Consider the following 20,699-nt stretch of genomic DNA (forward strand, 5'->3'; position numbering starts at 1 on the left):
GTTGGGACGGAACCTTCAACGGATCGCCAATGCCATCACAGGATTATTGGTTTAGAGTAGAATATGTAGATCCATTTGATGGTTCGCCAAAAGAATTCATCAATCACTTTACGTTGAAGCGATAATTCGTAAAATACAATATAGAAATACAGAAAAACCGAAGAAATTAGCATCTTCGGTTTTTTTACGTTTTATTTTATGTGAAATCAATAAATTGAAATCTTAAAAAAGGCTTTCATAGTATAGAAGCCAGTCTTTAGATTATATGATTAGTACATCAAAAAAATTATTACTGCGTATAATGGACCAGAAATGTATTTCCCTTTTCGCTTGCTTTTATTCCGTAACCATTTCCTAATTGAACTTTAAATTTCACACCTCGTATATTATCTGATAAAGTTGCAGCCAACTTTTGAGCAATATCTTTTGTTTCTTCTTGATAGTAAAAAATAGTTGGCGTATTGGCAAAAAAGCTATGTTTTTCAGTCCAATCAGGATACACAGTTAATGTGTAGCTTTCTTTTCTAATAAAGGTGATTAACTTATTTTTAATTGTTGCATTTGGTTTGTACGAATAGAATCGCACCTTGTATTTATAATTGCTATTTTTTACTCTTGAAGTTGTTGGTTTCGGTTTAATTTTGTTTCCATCTTCGCTTTCTTCTTCTTTAACACGCTTTATAGGCTCGTATCCAATTTCTATGGCTTTACTTTTCCAATTCTTTGTACGTGGATTATCAAACTGTTTCACATCTTTAATTCGAATCCCATTTTTTCGCAAATTGTTTACTAGTGTATTTACTTCAATTCTATTTACCTCAGTGCCATACCAAACTGTATTTACTTTATAACGTCCGTTATCATTCGAAACTTTCTTTAGATTAAGCGTAAAGCTAGGCTCTTTCATAGATTGAATTAAACGTTCAATTTTACTACCATCTGCCTTGCGTTTATAATAACGTACAATAGTATTCCCAGTGATGTTATTTGTGATTCTAATCAATTGGTCTTGTGCCAAATTCACATTTTCTAGCACCGTTTCTCTATCCTCTCTTGGTTTCGTTTCATCATTCAAATTTTCTTCAATACGTACTAATTCGCTGCGAAGTGTAGCAACCAATTTTGTAATTGAATCTGTTCGATGCAAATCTTCTTCCTTAAATCGCTTATATTCAATTAATTCCATTTCATACTTAGCAATCGTCTCCTCATTTTCTTTATTCTTTTTATCTTGTGTATATATGATAATGGAAGCAATTACAGCAATCATAATTAAGATAACAATGAAATATATGTAATTATAACGCTTGTCTTTTTTACGAACATCAGCAATTGTTTCTTCTATAGATTTATATGTTTTCATATACTAAATGTTCTTTTTAAATGATAATTAGGCGCTTAAATTCGTCGTTTAATTCCCTGCGTTCGTTTACCGAAAGTCGTGCTAAAGCATTGAGCAAGCGCTTTCGTTTTAGTTCAAATACCCTAATGAGTGTAATTCTATTTTTTCGTTTCTGAATTTCTAAAAACGGATAACTTCCAAAAGCACTCGGAATTAACCCTAATAATGCAGAAGTAATGTCTTGACTTCCCTGACTGATAAACAAAAACGCCACCAAACCTAAACTTAGGCCAATAGCAATATAAATGAGTCGATAATGAAAACGAATGCTTTTCTTATATCCAATTTTTGCAACCGCAATTTCTTCTTCGGAAACAATGGTATTGATCAATTCATTTTCGTCATCCTCATCTTCAATAGGTTCTTTATCTTTTTCGAGAATTGCAGTTTCATTTACAATCAATTTCGGAATATGTTCATCTCCTTGATCGGTCATGGCAATTCGTGATAACGCAATTTTAAAGGAATCTTTAATAGTTCTTCCGTTAAATAATGAGTTATAAAAGTTTCTGGAAAAACTAATGGCAACATCATCTGGAATTTCGTTTTTCATTCCAATGATATATGCTATATTTTGATTAAAATCGTTGATTCCAGCCAAACTGTGACAGGTATTTAAAAACACACAGTTGATATGATCTGAAAAGCCCGATAATACATCCGACAAACGTTTGATAGAAACTTCTTCCTTATACCCTTCTAAATCTTCCAAAAGCAATTGTTCATCCGTATTTCCATGTCCAGAAATGTGTAAAATATTTGGTTTTATTTTGAGTAAATGATCAATTAAAAGATCTTTTGTAACTGCGCCTCTTGATTCAAATTTGAATTTTTCTTCGTCATCACTACTGTCCAAAACATCGCGTATCGCATTTTCTTCCACATCCAAACGTAGTGCATCACTATCAATTGGATTGGCTTTAATAAATAATATGTTTATTGTATTTGAAATAATGTTATAATTTTAAATTCATACTTTTTGCAATGGTTTCTAATTGCATACTTTCATTACTACTATTTCGAACGTTTACACGGGAAAGTATCACACGTTCTGGGTCGTCACTTTGAAACGATTCTGCGGCAGCTTCAAACGACAAATTACTGATTTGCTCAATAAAAGACACGTTTACCTGATAGGTTTCTGCATCTCTAAAAGAATTAAAATGTGTAGCGCGTACACCTTCTTCTGAGCGACTTACAGGTTTTATGATGCGTTTTTTTTGCATTTGCCTTCGCTGATTTGTCAAAAATCCTGCTCTATATAATTGTGCTCCTTTTATATAATACACAACTTTCCAAAACAAACATGGCAATTGCACAGTTTGATCGTTGACTGTTTGTAAAAATTCAGGATCATCATCGCGAAATGCTGGACCGCTGAACAAACATATTTTCATACTATTTTTTACGGTTTCATGGTGTAAAATATAGTTTTCAATGCTTTTCCAAACACCTCTATTTAATTTACTTACTTGCGGAACTGCATTGGTGTAATAAAACGTAGAACGTGCTGCTTTACGCGCTATTTCTATATCTTTTCCCCATTGCACATCTTCTCGTTTTGCCATGTGACCTCGGTCAAAATCATATTTTTTGGCTCCATACAATGCTTTTCCCCATTGTGCTTCTTCGGGAATGCGTTCGTCTTTTGACCAACGTTCGCTTCCTTCAAAAATGCTATCTCTTTTCAGTTTATAAAAACAAGTTCCATCAACATTCACAGCAGAATAATAAGGGAATTTTCGAAACGGATTTTGCAACACACTGTAATTTTGATACGGCAAATAATAATCTGATACCGCTAAACCTTCAGTCGCAAACTTTGCTATCTCGCTGGCATCAATACGTGGTGTTTGTACTGAATGTGTTTCGAAAAAATTGATTGAATAACTCAAAATCAGTTTTTATTAATGTGTTTCTAAATTATTAAATTCTGACTGCTTACACAACTTCATTAACAAAAGTTTCTGTCTTTACAGTGAAACGATCAAATCATCCTCATTGATTTCATTTGGCGTATGCAAATCAGTATCTTCCAAAAAACCGTTTGAAAACACTTTTTGCATCTCTGTTGATAACAATCCGTTGCGATAGCTTTTCCATTCGGTTACTTTATCACCAAACATATCTTTGACTAAGTTCGGAAATTTCCAATCGGAGTTTTTTCCCCAATGAATTGTAAACGGAATGTCGTTTTCCTGCAATACTTCAATCATACGGCGTGAATATTCTGTTAAGCTCATAATTTTTCGCGATTTTTTCCACAATACGCCATCAATTTCTAACATGCACGTAATTGGAAACTTTGTAAATCCGAGTGTTGCGTCTGTTTGTTTTACAAATCGCATGGCAAAAATTCCTGGAATCGGACCTTCTTTCTGTGTCATTGCTTCTAAAACTTTATACGCTTTTGAAGCATTTGTATGATCAATTCCCACCGAGGCCGCAAAAGCAGGACCTTGATAAGGCGCATCCCAAAAGGTTTCATACAAAGTGCCCAATGTTTCTTCATTTACTGCGGGTAAAATGGTTTTTCGCAATTGCTTGATAAACCACGGAATTGCCTTTGGAAATTTCTCAGACATCTTTATTAATAAGTGAATCAAATCTTTATATAAGGATGTTTTGATGACAGGAAATGGATCTGGATATGGAACTTGATACGGTTTTTTATACATCACTTCCACTACATATTCATCTTCGTTTGTATACGGATTGATGAATACTTTGTAGTGATACGGACGATTTGGCTTGCCATCTTCATCTACTTCGCCGTCAATTTTGAAAATGGAATTTTTGAAATCCATCGTATCTGACAATTCCAATGCCACTTCTTTCTTTATTTTCTTTACGTAGCGTTTCAACAAAAAACGATCTTCTGCTTCAATGACAACGCCATGAATAAATCCGAACGCGCCTAAACCAACCAAAGCGGCATTGAATAAATGATCGTTTCTGATAACGCGTGCGTTTATTTTTTCGGCAAATTCATCGTTTAGCGCAGGTTTTGTATGTCGTTCTAAATACACGACATCTGTTGGTTTATCGCCAATAATTAAATTTAAACCTACTACATAATCTTGAATCGAACCTACATTTAAAGCGGAACCATGAACGCCTGTTGAAATACAACCGGCAATGGTTTGTCCGTTACTTGCGCCACTTGTTTTCAATGATTTTCCATGTGAACCTAATACTTCCGAAATCCGTTTGATAGTATTTCCACACTGAAAAAAGAATAGGTTTTCATTTTTATAGTTTGAATTTTGATGTGTTAAGTTTTGCGGAATTGGAATATGAATGCTCATAAAACCATTGTAGTGCATGTTGTCTTTTTGATGCGCTATATGTGATAATGACCAACTAGAACCATACGCTCGAAAACCTTCATTTTTGTCGGCGGCTTCTCTAATTAATCGCTGTATTTCTTTGGCAGCATCATTGTAACGATCGTATTTAGAAAACATATTTGCCGAACCTTCTAATTCGGTTACAAGCAATGTTTTCAGTGGAAATGGTCCGTTATTGTGTAAGGTATCCCAAGTACTTTTTGCGTAAGGTGTTGTCTTTGCCATGATCGTTTAATTATTAGATTTCATACATACATATTTGACACGCACACGTCGTTTTCGCCCAAAAGTGACAGCACTTAACAAAACGCCTCCAAACGTATTTCGGTATTCTATGGTGTGAATTCCGCTTGGACCACATTTATCCAATAACATGGTAAAATCTTTATCCGTAACTTTTATAGTGATTGTGGTATCTATCTCGCGAACTTTCATCATTCGGTAATAATCGGTTCTGTCGCTTACAGGATCTGGTTCTGCATCGCCATACACATTTTTCAATCGAACTGTATAACATGATGAGAATACGCAACATATAATAAGTGCAATGCTCCATCTGACAAACGTCATATTTCTTAACTTCATAACTAGGTAAATTAGTGAAGTATAAAAGTAGGCGCTTTCTGATGATTTTTCAAGGGTAAAAACACCCTAAAAAATCCGCTGTTTTTATTGTTACAATTTATGAACTATACGTATTTGTGAAACTAGAGCTATTTCAACTAAAAACTCATCTGCATGAAACTAAGGAATCTTAGCTTAAAATGTGTTTTTTTAGATAATTCACAGTAAATTAGGTATATAAACTCCCAAAAATGACCTGTAGCCGATATTATTTTAGTTGTATTTATACAGTTATGTGTATCTTCTTGATGCTTTCTTCGTGCAATACTAGTGTTACTTTATCGAAAAAACAGCAAAAGTATTTAGTTGCAAATCCTGATCTAAATGTTGGAATCTATATTAATTATCCACCATACGAATTTGTAAATGCTAATGGAGAAATTGATGGAATATTGTTAGACTATTTTAGTCTGCTAGAAGAGAAAGTAACACACACATTTGATAAAAAATTCTATACAAACTGGAATTCTTTAGTGAATGATGCAAAAAAAGGGAAAGTTGATATTATTCTTGAAATTCAAAATACAAAAGAACGCAGAAACTATTTAACATTTACGGAGCCTATATTTAAAGGAAATCATATTATTGTTACAAAAAGTGATTCCGATATTAACACACTGGCACAACTGGCTGGAAAAAAAGTAACTGTAGGAAAAAACTACTCTATTGAAGAGTATTTAATCAATTATTATCCAGAAATTATTCTTTTACCAAAAAAGAATGAGGAAGAATGTCTTAAATCAGTTCTTGCTAATGAAGCAGATGCATTTATTGGTTTAGAAGCTATTAGCAACTATCTCATTCAAAAAGAAGACTTTAAAAATCTTTCCATTAAAGAATCTATAAATTATGCCAATGAATTGGGAATCGCCATCAATAAACAAAAACCCATTCTAGCAAAAATTATAAAAAAAGGAAACAATGCAATTACACTAGAAGAAAAGAATAATATTCTGAACAAATGGCTATATAATGTTGTTGTTCCTTTTCATAAAAAAGCTACATTTTGGGAAATTTCATTAAGCATACTAGGCTTTTTAGCAATATTCTTTTTTGGACTGAGTTATTATTTAAAAAGACAAGTTTCAAAACGAACCAAAGCATTACGAGAAGCAAAATCTATAGCAGAACGTAGTAATGAACTTAAAACATTGTTTTTACAAAATATTTCACATGAAGTAAGAACGCCACTAAACAGTATTATTGGTTTTGCGAATTTCTTAAAACAAGAAAACATTCCAGAAGATCAGAAAGAAGAATACATTGATACGATACTTCAAGAAAGTGACAACTTAACGAAGGTGCTCAACAATGTAATTGAAATCTCTGAATTGACTACGAAAGATAGTTTACCCAACTATCAAATTATTAACATTCACAAAGAAATTAAAATTCTCGCCGAAATATATACTGCCAAAGCGACACATGAAAAGCTCGAATTTATATTTGAAAAAGCTAAAAATCAAGAAGAAAAATATATAAAAACGGACAAAGCGCGTTTCACAAAAGCTATTGGTAATATTCTAAATAACGCCATCAAATTTACAAATGTTGGTAGTGTTACATTACAATATGAAATTCATTCTGAACAGGTAGAAATTAAGATTAGTGACACTGGAATTGGCATCAGTCCAAAAAAGTTTGATACTATTTTTGATGAATTTTATCAAGAAGAAAAAGAACTTTCTAAAAAATATGACGGATTGGGTATTGGACTTTCCATTGCCAAAGAAAATATTCGTTCTTTAGGTGGAAAAATTTCGCTTCAAGCCAATCAACCAAACGGCTCCGTTTTTACCATACACATTCCTAAAGAAAATTTTTCTGATCAAGATAAAATCAACAAACCAAAAGTGATTGATACTTCTTTGAAGATATTGATTGCGGAAGACATGAAATTGAATTACATCGTGCTACAAAAAGTACTAGACAATGTTATTAAAAATGAAAAGGAAATTGTTTGGGCAAAAAACGGACAAGAAGCCATTGATTTGGTAAAAGAATCAACCTTTGACATTGTATTTATGGATATTAAAATGCCTGTTTTAAATGGGTATGAAGCTACCAAACAAATCAAAGCATTGTATCCTAACATTCCTGTCATCGCCCAAACAGCCTATGCGCATGAAGAAGATATCAGCAGAGCTACTACGATTGGTTTTGACGGTTACCTAACCAAACCACTCAACACAAATGCCTTAAAAGTTGTATTGGAAGATCTTTTCGCAGTACAGCTAAAAGACTAATTACAATTCGTCCTGCAAATCATACAATTCGGTTACAAAGAATTTTGTCCCGTACTACAATTGTAGAGATTTGATAAAAAATAACAACATGGACACCTTTGCAACTTACCTTATTTACATTCACGCAACTTTAGGAAGCATCGCTTTTATTGCAGGATTTATAGCGATTATTACTAAAAAAGGAAATACGGCGCATAAAAAATCGGGAATTGTATTTTACTATTCCATGCTATTTTCAGCACTTTCTGCATTGGTCATCGCAGTATTACCAAAACATGAAAATGCTTTTCTATTCACTATCGGCTTATTTAGTTCGTATTTTATCATTTCAGGATATCGTGCATTGCGTTTCAAAAAGCCAAATCCATCATTAATTCTAGATAAAATCATTGCTGTATTTATGCTGCTTACAGGAATCATAATGATTAGCTATCCGTTAGTTTTCAATGGAAAAATCAATATTGTTTTAACAGTTTTCGGAACTATCGGAATCATCTTTGCTATTCGCGATATAACTCTGCTAAAAAATCCCAAAAAACTCCGCAAAGCTTGGTTAAAACTACATATTGGAAAAATGCTTGGCGGTTATATTTCTGCAGTAACGGCTTTTATTGTGGTCAATCAATTCATTCCGGGTATTGCTGGTTGGTTAGTTCCAAGTGTTTTTGGTACTGCGTATATGAATTATTGGTTTTGGAAATTGAATAAGAAGAAAACTCCTAAAACCGCATCATAATCAAAGTGATTCATAACAATTCCGCTACAATATGTTAGGCATACACAACATTTAAGATTTCAACAAAACACCTTAACACGCTTTTAAGAAATATTAACACAATATTGGCTAATTTTAGAGACTAAAACCAATGGCTAAATGTTAAGAACCAATCTTTCTGTCCTTTTAGGACTTTTCTTTGTGTATACACTGTTTGCACAAGACAAAAAAAATACTGAAAAATGGGATGTTTCCAATCCTAAAGGAGATTTCAATTATAAAGATCATAAGTTTACGACTAACGAAGGAACTTGGATGAACTTAGACGTAAGTCCTAATGGAAAAACCATTGTATTTGATATGATGGGCGACATTTACACAATTCCTGTTTCTGGTGGAACTGCCAAAGCGCTTCGCACAGGAATTCCATTTGAAATTCAACCGCATTTTAGTCCAGATGGTTCCAAAATCCTATTCACAAGTGATGCTGGCGGCGGTGATAATATTTGGGTGATGAATGCAAATGGTTCAAACGCAAAACAAATCACCAAAGAAAGTTTTCGTTTATTAAACAATTCTACTTGGATGCCCGATGGAAATTCGTTTATTGCTCGAAAACACTTTACATCACAACGTTCACTTGGTGCAGGAGAAATGTGGCAATATCACATTACGGGTGGTTCTGGTTTACAACTCACCAAAAAGAAAAACGCACAACAAGACGTTAACGAACCGTCTGTTTCTCCAGACGGTCGCTACTTATATTATAGTGAAGATGTATATCCTGGCGGATCGTTTCAATACAACAAAGATCCAAACAAACAAATCTATGTCATCAAACGCTACGATTTTCAAACAGGAAAAATTACACAAATTACAGGCGGACCTGGAGGCGCATCGCGTCCACAAATATCAAGAGATGGAAAAAAACTAGCGTTCATCAAAAGAGTCCGTACAAAATCAGTTTTGTATTTGCACGACTTAGAAACTGGTGAAGAATGGCCATTATTTGATGCTTTAAACAAAGATCAGCAAGAAGCTTGGGCAATATTTGGTGTCTATCCAAACTTTAGTTGGATGCCAAACAATACAGAAATTGTATTTTGGTCAGGTGGAAAAATTAATAAAATTGACATTGCTTCTTTAAAAGTAACCAACATTCCGTTCACGGTAAACGCAAGCATTCAAATTGCAGAAGCAGTTTCGTTTGATACGCCTGTTGCACCAGATGAATTTGATGCAAAAGTCATTCGCCAAGCCATCACTTCACCAGATGGAAAAACCTTGGTGTTTAATGCTGTCGGTTATCTATGGAAGAAAAACTTACCAAACGGAACTCCAAAACGATTAACGAAAGGAACTGATTTTGAATCAGAACCTAGTTTTTCGCCTGACGGGAAAGAAATTGTATATGTAACTTGGAATGATTTAAACTTAGGTTCGATTCGTAAAATTTCTATAAATGGTGGAAACTCGATGCAACTATCTACGGAAAAGGGAAGTTATAGAACACCTTCTTTTTCGCCTGATGGAACACATATTGTCTACCGAAAAGAACGCGGAAACAACGATCAAGGATTTACATTTGCTAAAAATGCAGGAATCTATACAATGAAAGCAAATGGTAGTGATTCTAAATTTGTGACAGCACAAGGTGAATATCCAATCTTTACTGCGGATGGAAAACGAATCTTTATCCAAACTGGCGGAACGTATTTTGGTAACTTAACAAAGTCATTACTCAGTGTGAATCTTCAAGGACAAGACAAACGCACGCACTTTACGTCAAAATATGCAAACAGAATGGTTCCAAGTCCTGACAACAAATGGATTGCATTTTCACAATTGCACAAAGCGTATGTGGCACCAATGATTGTTACGGGACAAAAAGTGAATTTAGACAACAAGACAAAAGCATTTCCTGTGGCGCAAATTGCAAAAGATGCTGGTGTCAACTTGCATTGGTCGCCCGATAGTAAAAAAGTACTTTGGACGCTGGGTGACGAATATTTTTCAAACGAAATCAAAGACAGATTCACATTCTTAGAAGATTCGCCAGAAAAAGCAGCCGAAATTACTACCAAAGGCACAAAAATCAATCTGACACTAAAAACAGACAAACCCGATGGTCGTATTGCATTTACAAATGCGCGTATCATTACAATGGACAATGAAAAAGTAATTGAAAACGGAACTGTACTTGTAAAAAATAATCGGATTGAAGCCATTGGAAAATCAAGTGATATTCGTGTACCAAGCGGAACAAAAACCTATGACATGACAGGAAAAACCATCATGCCCGGAATGGTAGATGCACACGCACACATTGGCGCTTTTCGTTATGGATTAACGACTCAAAAACACTGGCAATTCTATGCAAATTTAGCATTTGGAGTGACTACAGCGCATGATCCTTCTGCAAATACGGAAACGGTTTTTGCCTTGTCGGAATTGGTAAAAAACGGAACTTTAGTTGGTCCACGCCTCTACTCTACCGGATTTATCTTATACGGAGCTGATGGCGATTTTAAAGCAGTTGTCAATAATTTAGACGATGCGCGATCTTCAATAAGACGTACAAAAGCATTTGGTGCATTATCGGTAAAAAGTTACAATCAACCACGACGCGAACAACGCCAACAAATATTGCAAGCGGCTCGTGAAGAAGGAATCTTTGTGGTTCCAGAAGGTGGATCTACTTTCTATCACAACATGACCATGATTATGGATGGACACACAGGAGTTGAACATAACATTCCTGTGGCGCCTGTATACAAAGATGTATTGGAATTGTGGGGAACTAGTAAAACTGGGTACACGCCAACTTTAATTGTAAACTATGGTGGTGTGAATGGAGAATTTTATTGGTACCAAAAAACAAATGTTTGGGAAAACGAAAAACTATTAAAATATACACCAAGAGCAATTATTGATGCGCGTTCAAGACATCGTACCATGTTACCTGAAGAAGAATACAAAAACGGACATATTTTAGTTTCTGAAACCGTAAAAGCCTTGGCTGACAAAGGTGTAAAAGTAAATTTAGGTGCACACGGACAATTACAAGGTTTAGGTGCACATTGGGAATTATGGATGATGGAACAAGGTGGAATGTCACCAATGGAAGCCTTAAAAACTGCAACGATCAATCCAGCAGAATACATTGGTGCAGGAAATGATATTGGTTCACTAAAAGTTGGAAAGCTTGCTGATTTAATCATAATGGATAAAAATCCTTTAGATAATATTCGAAATACAGAAAGCATTACACATACCATGATTAACGGACGTTTGTACGATACAGATACTATGAATGAAATAGGAAACGAATCAAAAGAACGTTCACAATTCTATTGGGAAAATAATAAATATAATGGAGCATTTCCTTGGCACGAAGAATCAAACAGTTTCATGCGTCCAGGATGTGGTTGTCATTTGGGACATCAGTAGGTTTTGAAATTTTAAATGTTAAATTATAAATGTTAAATGTTAAATGTAAAAGTGTGTTTTAAAACATCGCTTTGAAATACTGAATTATAAATGATTTTCAAACGTCACTTCGAGTGATTTTTAGAAATTAAATGAAGAAAAATTGTATCGAGAAGTACTTTGAAAGTATAAATGTAAAATGCTAAATTTTAAATGTAAGTGTTTTAAAACATCGCTTTGAAATACTGAATTACAAATGATTTTCAAACGTCACTTCGAGTGATTTTTCGAAATAGAATGAAGAAAAATTGTATCGAGAAGTTCTTTGAAATTATAAATGTAAAATGCTAAATTTTAAATGTGAAAGTGTTAAGAAATCGTAGCTGTTCTCGATACACTAAATCATAGATTTAGCACTCGAACTGACGGTTAGAGTTGCTAAATAAACCCAAACGTCACTTCGAGTGAAATTCTGCACATTGAGCGGAGTCGAAATGAAAGAATTTTGTATCGAGAAGTACTTTGAAATACGATAGCTTATTTCAGTTGTTTCAAGCGCTTCTCGATACAATTTTTTTTTCATTGCAATCAAAAAAATCACTCGAAGAGACGTATTCTAACAAACAATCTAAAAATCAACACGAAAACTCAAATTTGGCGTAATGCTAAATCTTCTTTTTTTGCAAGCGCTATTCTTTTTGAATATAGTAGATTTAATAACTGCATTTTATTTTTAATTCGCAGTAAAGCAGAAAATTGGAATTCAAGACTTTTAATAATGTAGACTGTATTACTTTTAGTCAATTCTAAATCACACAATTTTTCATATAAACTATCAGATAAATTTTCATTGTGCGTTTTCCTCATGTGAGTTAGATAACTGCTGAATGTCATATCCTTAAAAAGAAGTTTATTAGCAGCATCCGCTTTTAAAATATAATTCTCGATGTCCAATTGAACTTCTTCTGATAGCTTTTGAGTTGCTCTAAATTGTACTTCTAAAAGATCAATTTTTTCTTCATCATCTTCCTTAGGTTTTGAAAAGAAATTGTATTTGAAATCAATAATAGCAATGATCGCAGTAATAATTCCTAAAATTCCAATAGTTATTTCCATGTGTTTTAAAACTATGACAATATAATTAAAGATCAAAGTTGCTTATTATATTTTTAACATCAATTATGGAGCTTATACCCGTAATTTCAAGTTGTAAATGGTATGAACTGTGTTTATGGTAAATTTAAGGATTAAATATGGAATATTCCTAGTTTAAAATTTTACCCGAAAACTCAAATTTGGCGTAATGCCTAACGCACGATTTTGTATTTGTGAAACGACTTCGTTGTCTAAATTGTAATACTCATTCAAAATATTTTGCTGATCGAATACATTCCAAACAGACAATCCGATTTTAGCATTTATTTTTTTCTTTTTAGAAAGTGTCAAACGATACGTTGAAGAAAAATCGGTTCTAAAATAATCAGCTAAATTTTCTGCATTTGGTGCGTTGTAATTAATCTCGCCGTTTGTAATATTCGGTTCGCCAACACTTGTAGTTGGTCTTCCGGTGCGGAAATAACTTCCCAAAGAAAACTCGAAATTATTCCAAGAATACGTTCCGCCAAGTGTTAAGTTATGCGTAATATCAATATTATTTGGAAACGGATTTCCATTGTTGAGTGATGTAAATTCATAGTCGTTTTTACTTACTGAATAACTCATCCACGCATTAAAATCGCGCCATTTCTTATTGAATAACAAGTCCATTCCATACGTTTCATAACTTCCAACAGCATTGACAAATTGAAACTGATTCTGAAAACCTTGACTTCTCGTCGTAATTCCGTCTACACTTTTAATATACGCTTCCGCCGTAATCAACAAGTTATTTTTGTTGTATTGTACGCCAACAGACGCTTGTTTACTTTCAATAAGCGGCACAGAAGTTCCGTTTGCTAAAGTCCAACGACGTTTTTCAATTCCTAAAAAATCATTCTGTAAATCAATTACTTGCGAGATTGCTTGACTTTTATATTCGCCCAAAACCAATACGCTAAAATGATTGGAAAATTGCTGCCTAAAATTCAAACGCGGTTCAAAACGAAAGGTATCAATCTTTCCATAACGATTTCCACGAATTCCAACTGTTAACATGGTTCGGTAACTATCTGAAAAATAATGAACTTCCGAATACAAAGCGTGATTTCGCATCACATCTTTTCGTTCGCTACGAAATTGCGGATTGCTTACATCTTGAATGTTTGTAATGCCAATTTCAGAAAACTGATAGCCGCTTTCCAGCGTGAAATTTTCATTAATGCGGTATTTTGTATGGAATTTAATTGCGCTGTCTGCCAAATCATTCTCTTGAAACAAACGCTGATTATTGGTAATATTGAAGTTTGTCGCTTCCAAATTATAATTGGAAGTATACATTTGAATTTGTGTCGAAAATGCAGGATTCCACTCGCGATTATATGTTAAACCTGTAGCTAAATTTCGTTGGGTGATTCCGCTATTTACAGAACGTTCTCTATTGTTTAGTATTGCATTTTCTGTATAACTCAAATCATTAAAAATATTTAAAAAGCTAAACTGTAGATTGTCTGTTTTTGAAATATCATAAATAAATTTCGTGCTCATATCATAGAAATAAAAATCTCTATTTGTCGTCGTGGTATTGTTTGTTTCTTGACTATTATTCGTGATGTCAGTATCTTGAAAAATACGATCAAAATAAATGGCATAGGTTGGCGTTTCTACCAAATCGGTAATGGAACGACGCGCCGAAACTTGCACTTCCATCTTTTTGTTTACTTGTACTTTTGCAAAACCATCTACGTGAATCAAATTCAATCCTGCGCCAGCAATCAACGAATCGTTTACATGTGCGTCTAATTTCATTTCAATCATTCCAGAAACACCATCGCCGTGTTTCGCACTTGTACCGTTTTTGGTAACAACTACTTTCTTTAAAAAATACGGGTTAAATGCAGAAATCAACCCGAAAAAATGTCCAGATTGATACATTTTAATATCATCCCAAAGTAAAATATTTTGGTCGTTTGTGCCGCCGCGAATATTGAGATTGGAAACCGTTTCATTTACGCTCGAAATTCCTGGTAATGCTTGAATTGTCAATAAAACATCAGGTTCAGTAACACCAGGAAGAATACTGAAATTCTTAGGCTTTACGGTAATTTGACCTGTTCGGTTTGTTGAAATTCCCGAAGCAATGTATTCTGTCAAATAAACTTCATCTAGTTCTTGAATTTGATCTTTAAAAATGGTGATAGCAATATAACGTCCGTTAATAATGGTAAACCGAAGATTTGTTTCCAATTCAAAACCACCTAACAACTCTTTAAGTGGCATTGTAGTAGACTGCGGAGTTACCAAAATGCCGTTCAATGTGTTGTCTACAAAAGAGAAAACCACATCATAATGTTCTTGGATTTCGGGTAATAAATTGGACAGTAAAATTTTATTTCCTTGATTTCCTTGTGCGATAACATGTTGGAAACTAAGAAAGAAGCAAAAAAAGGTGAAAAAAGTGAGTACGCGTTTTTTAATCACGTTTTAGAATAATCGAGTTTTGTTTCTTTTGATACTTCAAATTTAAAGGCAGCGTAATTGATTGCAATGCCATGTCAATATCTGTGTGTGTAAAACTTCCCGTAACTATTTGAGAAATGTCGATATTCTTGGCTTCAACCGTTACATCATACTGTCGTTCAAATTCTTGAATGACTTCTTGTAAAGGTAAACTTTTAAAAGAACTTTCATTATGTATCCATGTAGGTTCTTTTAGATTTTCTTCTTCGTTGCGGAATTCTTTCCCATTACGTATCAAATAGCGTTGTCCTGGTTTTAGTACAACATTTGCATCGTTGTAACTAACTTTTACCGAGCCTTCATAGCAAAATACTTCAAACACGTTGTTGCGTTGTTTTACGTTGAATTCAGTTCCTAAAACGGTGACAATTCCGTCATTAGTAATTACGCTGAATGTTTTTCCTTTGGCAACTTTAAAATAAGCTTCTCCAGCCAAGTTTACTTCGCGTTTCTCTTCCCAAACGTCTTTGTCATAAGACAAACTGGTAGTTGCGTTCAAAGTTACTTCGGAAGTATCAGGTAATTCGACACGTGTTTTATTTGCAGCAACCGTTTCATGAGTAGTAAGTGTTGGTAAAGTTGCGTACATATATGCGCCAAAACCGATTACCAAAATTGCGGCAATCTTTAATAATGGCTTCAACCATGAAGTAGGTTTTAGTATTTCTTTTTTCGTAGTAGTTACAGCAGTATACGCACTTTCCACATCAACTTCGGGTGCTTTAAAATACTGCAAAGCGGTTTGCATCTTGGTCAATTCCTCATAATCTTCAAGCTGTTTAAAAGCTTCCAATTCCTCTGAATTCAACGCATGATCTAGCCATTTCTGTATTAAATCTTCTCGTTTCATAATCGTTACTTATCTATATAACAACTCAGGATCTAAAATTCCCACCCAAACTTCACTGATATATACTTTTTTGTGTTTTTTTTCGTTAACTACGTCACTTCGAGTGAAATTTTAGTGTAAAATTTTGTATCGAGAAGCACTATGATATCAGATTGTTTCTAAGTAGATCTCGATACAAAAAATGTTATCACATTTTCCACTCGATCTGACGTTTTAGTAAACTATATAACATTCTCAAATAATAAGTCAACAATCGTTAATCGTCAATCAAAAATATCACAACTCTTCAATCTCCTGTCGCAATTTACTCAACGCTCTATAAATACGTTTTTCCACAGCTTTCGCCGAAATTTCTAAAATAGCAGCAATTTCTTTATGGCGTTTTCCTTCCACACGATTCATTAAAAAAGCCGTGCGTTCCGATTCTGTCAAATTCCCAATAGCACGTTGCAGTTTTTGCAAATACTCTTGTTCTTGCATTAAAAATTCGGGACTTTCGTTGGTGTGAGATCTCGGTTTAATCTTTTGGTGTTGCAGTACTACTTTATGATGTTTTACTTCATTCAGCATCATATTATTGCCAATCGTAAACACATAACTTTTCGCTTTTTCGGGTGTTACCTTTCCGCAATTCTGCCAAAGTTTAGTAAATGCTTCTTGTGTTTTATCTTCCGGATTCAAATAATCACCAAACTTATAGTACAAATACGAGTACAGACTTTGGTAATGTTTCTTAAAAAAACTAGAAAACATCACTTCGTTACAAATATTATCCTGTAATGATTTTGGCATTTGAGTTGGCTAAATAGTTCGCTAAATGTAAACATAAATTTTTTATAAATAAAGGTGGGAATTTTGCCTGTTGAGTTGTTTTACTAATAGCATACTAAAAGAGTAGAGTATGTAAACTTGTATTATATATGAATAGAATTGCCCCGATAAAAGCTGTAAAAATAGTGTTTTCGCTTTGCGCGATAAGTCTCTTTTTCAATGCCTGCCAAGAAGAAAATGTACAAATTACCGAGCCTGACACGCAAGCTACGTTGGTAGCTAATACCACTTTACCACGATTGATGGAACGCGTGTCTTTATTAGACGGTTCTACAGATAATTTTATAGATAATGCCAATTGTTTTTTGGTCGATTTACCTGTGACAGTAGCCATAAACGGAATAACTCTAGTGATAAATAGCGTTTCGGATTATGCTTCAATCCTTGAATTATTGAATCAATCTGATGATAATACGGTTGAAATTACCTATCCAATTACAATAATTTTAAGCGATTATACCGAAATTACGATAGAAAACGAAGAAGAACTTATTGCTCAAATTTCAAACTGTGCCGGACCCAATGAGCCAGATATTGATATAGAATGTATCGATTTTCAATATCCGTTTAGTATTGCAGTTTTTGATGTGAATTTTGAAGTGATTGAAACAGTTACTATTTCGCATGATGAAGAATTATTCAACTTTTTAGCAACGCTTTCAAATGGAGTTGTGGCGAGTATCAACTATCCAATCAATCTTGTAAATGCTGATGGAACTGTGATTTCTGTCAATAGTAACGATGAATTGGAAGCGGCAATCGCTGCGGCGGAAAACACTTGCGATGAAGATGATGACAATAATTACAACGATGCCAATTGTACAGAAGCACAAGTAACTGCCAGTTTGGTAGATTGTTTTTGGAGAATCAGCAATTTTGCAGGAAATACAGAATTAGAATACGAATTCTATTTTAATGATGACAATTCATTTACGTTTTCTACAGATCCAATGAATAGCACAGTTTACACAGGAAATTGGGACGTAACAACTTCGGAAGGAAGTTTGGTGTTAATCGTAACCAATATTGATACTGAGTTAACAATGTTTAACGATTCTTGGATTATTGATGAATGTAGCGAAGATCAAATAGTATTACACAGCGGGAATCAAGAAGTGACGTTACAGAAAGTTTGTGAAAATACAACGCCTTTTGAATGTTTTGAAAATGTAGAAACAACTGTCTGCGACGAAGAAAACCCGTTTGATGGTTTTGTGGAAATGGACTTAGAAGCATTATTTATCTCGAATATCACATGTACGCAAGAATATAACTTCTCTTTTCATTCAACTGAAGCAGATGCTGCGGAAAATACAGGTCAACTTTTAAGTCCATATACAAACACAGCTTCACAAGAAACATTATATCTACGAATAGAAGACTTCGCAGGAATGTTTCAAGTGTATGCAATTACAATTACTGTAGAAGACTGTTGTTCAAATAATACCATTCTTACAGATGATTTAATTCTATACATGCCATTTGCCAACGAAACCAAAGATTTGGTAAGCAATTGGGAAGCTTCAGAAAATTACAATTATGTGCCGGACAGAGCAGGAAACGCCACCTGTGCCATTGCTTTTGATGGAAGTGAAACTGTGGAAATTCCAATCACAAACGCCAATCAAATAGTACAAGGCGATGCGTTTACGGTAAGTTTATGGTTTAAAATGCAAAACACCGATCCTTCCAACTATGAAATTTTATTTCAAAAAGGAAATGCGGTCAGTGAAGGTTTCCAAATAAGTGTGTTTGACTTAAATACGCCTGTATTTAGTGATGCAGATTCAGGGTATGGTTTATGGGATGATCCTTGGAATACAGATCCAGATTTACCAACAGATACCACCAATTGGCATCACTTAGTTGTTACTGTTGACGAAAATAATACCGTGCGTTTATACCGAGATGGTGTACAACGAAACCTAGATGAGAACGCTTCTATAGATATTGGAAGTCCGCCATTAATGAATTACATTTTAGGAAATGGCTTTCAAGGTCATTTAGATGATATACGATTGTACAAAGTTGCCTTAAATCCAAACCAAGTTACCAACTTATTCAACTTGGAAGCCGATTGCAATAACTGTTTTTAAGAAATAAAAATTAAGTGTTTATTTAAGTTAGTTTAGTGACTAATTTTTAAAAGCTGCCTTTCGTTGAATTAAGGCAGCTTTTTTTTATGTTTATTTTTAATTGATAATATTTTTTCTAATTTTGTAGCTACACACCCCCTAAACCTGAAATAAAAATTGATTCGTTTTTTATGTTCGCATGACATAACGAACCTTTCTTTATGTGATGGTCTGATTTAATAATAACTTATAACTTATGGTTAAGTTAATTAATCGGATTTATCATCCTTTTCGCTTGTTTATAACGAAGGCAAGTTTATGGAAATCCAAAAAAACTTTAAAACTTTATAATGCAATTATGGATTTTGTAATCAATGATTGTTAGTTAAAGTATTACTAACTTTTAAAAAAAACATCTATAACAATATCTAAAATTTTGTTGTAGATGTTTTTAACTGAAAAAATGAGCAAAATAAAAGAAACATTAGAATTGATTGAAGACTTAAAATCGTTTTCAACCTTGGTCATCCCTATGGCATTTTGGTATATTTCTTTGTACTTGTTCCATCAAAGTTTTTTTTACTCAAGTGATTTATTGCTAAGAGTTATTTTTTGTGCATTTTTTGCAATTATAGTTTTCCCCTTTACCAGTAAAATAAGTAAAAAAATATCTAACCATAATAATGAATTTTCAAAGAAAACTTATCTTAAAGTCGCTTTAGGAGCAATTATTCAAACTGCTATTCTTGCAATATTAATTTTTATCTTTTATACATTGCAATTCTGGAAAGGTATAAAAATTCATTTTTATTATTTTTTACTTATTTATTTTTCAGTCCTTGCTATTTTAGCTTTATTTTTACCTACATTCAAAGCTGAACAAGTAGAAGAAACTAATTGATTAAATATTTATAATCGATTGTTTTTTGCATTGATGATATAAGAAACATATATAATTTTATACACACATAAATTATAAAAAAAATAAAAACTGCCTTAATTCAATTAAAGGCAGCTTTTTTTAGTTTTTAAATATATGATGTACGTGATGTATATTCTTCTTTTTTTGTTTCAAATTCTTAAAATTAGCACCTCGTACGCTACATAGCTACTGAAAATCATTACTATTCAATTGGAGTTATTGTAGCTGTTGAATCACCACACACTCTTTTACAAGAATTTTTCTTACTACATGCTCTTCCAATTGATAAAAAGTAAATTGGACCTTGTGCTGCATTGTTGGCAGCGTCATTAGCATTATCAGCACCTCCATTAATTTGTTGAAGATTTGAAATTGAAGCTTTGTTAAGCTTTAACGACTTTAATTTTTTTGTTTTCATATTTTTTGTTTTAAAATGTTATAGGCAAATATTCAAAAACAAGAATCAGAATTAACTAGGGAAAACACTGAAAGAATTAAGAAAAAAACGCTTAGATGAATGGTGAATACACATGAGTATTTGGATTTGATTAAAACGAAAGTGAAGTCTTGATATATATTTAAACATTTGTATGTGCTTTTTCATGTGTCAAGACAATAATGAAAGCTACTTAAACAGTTG

Annotated in this window: 16 protein-coding genes; 6 read left to right on the forward strand and 10 right to left on the reverse strand. The window is 33.5% G+C overall.

Features of this window, described 5'->3' with window-relative positions; all coding sequences use genetic code 11:
- A partial coding sequence (locus AB8B65_RS11455) for a T9SS type B sorting domain-containing protein (RefSeq protein ID WP_405301170.1) occupies positions 1–125 on the forward strand: 125 nt, incomplete at its 5' end.
- Between the two features lie 164 nt (positions 126–289).
- Here AB8B65_RS11455 and AB8B65_RS11460 read toward each other — a convergent pair.
- The 5 genes from AB8B65_RS11460 to AB8B65_RS11480 all read right to left on the reverse strand — a co-directional run bounded on the left by AB8B65_RS11460 (position 290) and on the right by AB8B65_RS11480 (position 5,337).
- The gene (locus AB8B65_RS11460) at positions 290–1,363 is read right to left on the reverse strand and encodes a hypothetical protein (protein WP_405301148.1); all 1,074 of its coding nucleotides are present in this window, start codon (positions 1,361–1,363) and stop codon (positions 290–292) included.
- A 16-nt stretch (positions 1,364–1,379) separates the two neighbouring features.
- Entirely contained in the window at positions 1,380–2,285 is a 906-nt protein-coding gene (locus tag AB8B65_RS11465; protein ID WP_405301149.1) for a CHAT domain-containing protein, read from the reverse strand.
- 73 nt (positions 2,286–2,358) lie between these two features.
- Positions 2,359–3,297: a DNA/RNA non-specific endonuclease gene (locus AB8B65_RS11470; protein ID WP_405301151.1), complete on the reverse strand. Its 939-nt coding sequence runs from the start codon at positions 3,295–3,297 to the stop codon at positions 2,359–2,361.
- Positions 3,298–3,375: 78 nt separating this feature from the next.
- On the reverse strand, positions 3,376–4,977 hold the full coding sequence (locus AB8B65_RS11475; protein WP_405301152.1) for an FAD-binding protein: 1,602 nt from the start codon (positions 4,975–4,977) through the stop codon (positions 3,376–3,378).
- A gap of 6 nt (positions 4,978–4,983) precedes the next feature.
- Complete coding sequence (locus AB8B65_RS11480) at positions 4,984–5,337, reverse strand: hypothetical protein (RefSeq protein WP_405301153.1); 354 nt, start codon at positions 5,335–5,337, stop codon at positions 4,984–4,986.
- 230 nt (positions 5,338–5,567) lie between these two features.
- Between AB8B65_RS11480 and AB8B65_RS11485 the strand changes: the two genes are divergently transcribed.
- From AB8B65_RS11485 to AB8B65_RS11495, 3 genes are all read left to right on the forward strand, one after another.
- Positions 5,568–7,622 carry a response regulator gene (locus AB8B65_RS11485; protein ID WP_405301155.1) on the forward strand — a complete coding sequence of 685 codons (2,055 nt, stop codon included), beginning with the start codon at positions 5,568–5,570 and terminating at the stop codon, positions 7,620–7,622.
- Positions 7,623–7,710: 88 nt separating this feature from the next.
- Positions 7,711–8,358, forward strand: coding sequence for a DUF2306 domain-containing protein (locus tag AB8B65_RS11490; protein WP_405301156.1), 648 nt, complete (start codon positions 7,711–7,713; stop codon positions 8,356–8,358).
- A 138-nt stretch (positions 8,359–8,496) separates the two neighbouring features.
- Entirely contained in the window at positions 8,497–11,787 is a 3,291-nt protein-coding gene (locus AB8B65_RS11495; RefSeq protein WP_405301157.1) for an amidohydrolase family protein, read from the forward strand.
- 627 nt (positions 11,788–12,414) lie between these two features.
- On the opposite strand, the gene AB8B65_RS11500 is transcribed toward AB8B65_RS11495, so the two are convergent.
- From AB8B65_RS11500 to AB8B65_RS11515, 4 genes are all read right to left on the reverse strand, one after another.
- Positions 12,415–12,882 (reverse strand): hypothetical protein, encoded by a 468-nt coding sequence (locus AB8B65_RS11500; protein WP_405301158.1) that lies wholly within the window; start codon positions 12,880–12,882, stop codon positions 12,415–12,417.
- Positions 12,883–13,035: 153 nt separating this feature from the next.
- Complete coding sequence (locus AB8B65_RS11505) at positions 13,036–15,342, reverse strand: TonB-dependent receptor plug domain-containing protein (RefSeq protein ID WP_405301159.1); 2,307 nt, start codon at positions 15,340–15,342, stop codon at positions 13,036–13,038.
- Positions 15,335–16,231 carry a FecR family protein gene (locus AB8B65_RS11510; protein ID WP_405301161.1) on the reverse strand — a complete coding sequence of 299 codons (897 nt, stop codon included), beginning with the start codon at positions 16,229–16,231 and terminating at the stop codon, positions 15,335–15,337. Before AB8B65_RS11510 ends, AB8B65_RS11505 begins: the two co-directional genes overlap by 8 nt.
- A 276-nt stretch (positions 16,232–16,507) precedes the next feature.
- Positions 16,508–17,023 carry an RNA polymerase sigma factor gene (locus AB8B65_RS11515; RefSeq protein ID WP_405301162.1) on the reverse strand — a complete coding sequence of 172 codons (516 nt, stop codon included), beginning with the start codon at positions 17,021–17,023 and terminating at the stop codon, positions 16,508–16,510.
- A 128-nt stretch (positions 17,024–17,151) separates the two neighbouring features.
- Between AB8B65_RS11515 and AB8B65_RS11520 the strand changes: the two genes are divergently transcribed.
- The gene (locus AB8B65_RS11520; protein ID WP_405301163.1) at positions 17,152–19,158 is read left to right on the forward strand and encodes a LamG domain-containing protein; all 2,007 of its coding nucleotides are present in this window, start codon (positions 17,152–17,154) and stop codon (positions 19,156–19,158) included.
- Positions 19,159–19,582: 424 nt separating this feature from the next.
- Positions 19,583–20,038 carry a hypothetical protein gene (locus AB8B65_RS11525; protein WP_405301164.1) on the forward strand — a complete coding sequence of 152 codons (456 nt, stop codon included), beginning with the start codon at positions 19,583–19,585 and terminating at the stop codon, positions 20,036–20,038.
- Between the two features lie 223 nt (positions 20,039–20,261).
- Here AB8B65_RS11525 and AB8B65_RS11530 read toward each other — a convergent pair whose 3' ends face one another.
- A complete protein-coding gene (locus AB8B65_RS11530; RefSeq protein ID WP_405301165.1) occupies positions 20,262–20,477 on the reverse strand; it encodes a hypothetical protein in 216 nt (71 codons plus the stop codon).
- Positions 20,478–20,699: the final 222 nt, after the last annotated feature.

This window comes from Kordia sp., assembly GCF_045105435.1.
GTDB lineage: Bacteria > Bacteroidota > Bacteroidia > Flavobacteriales > Flavobacteriaceae > Kordia.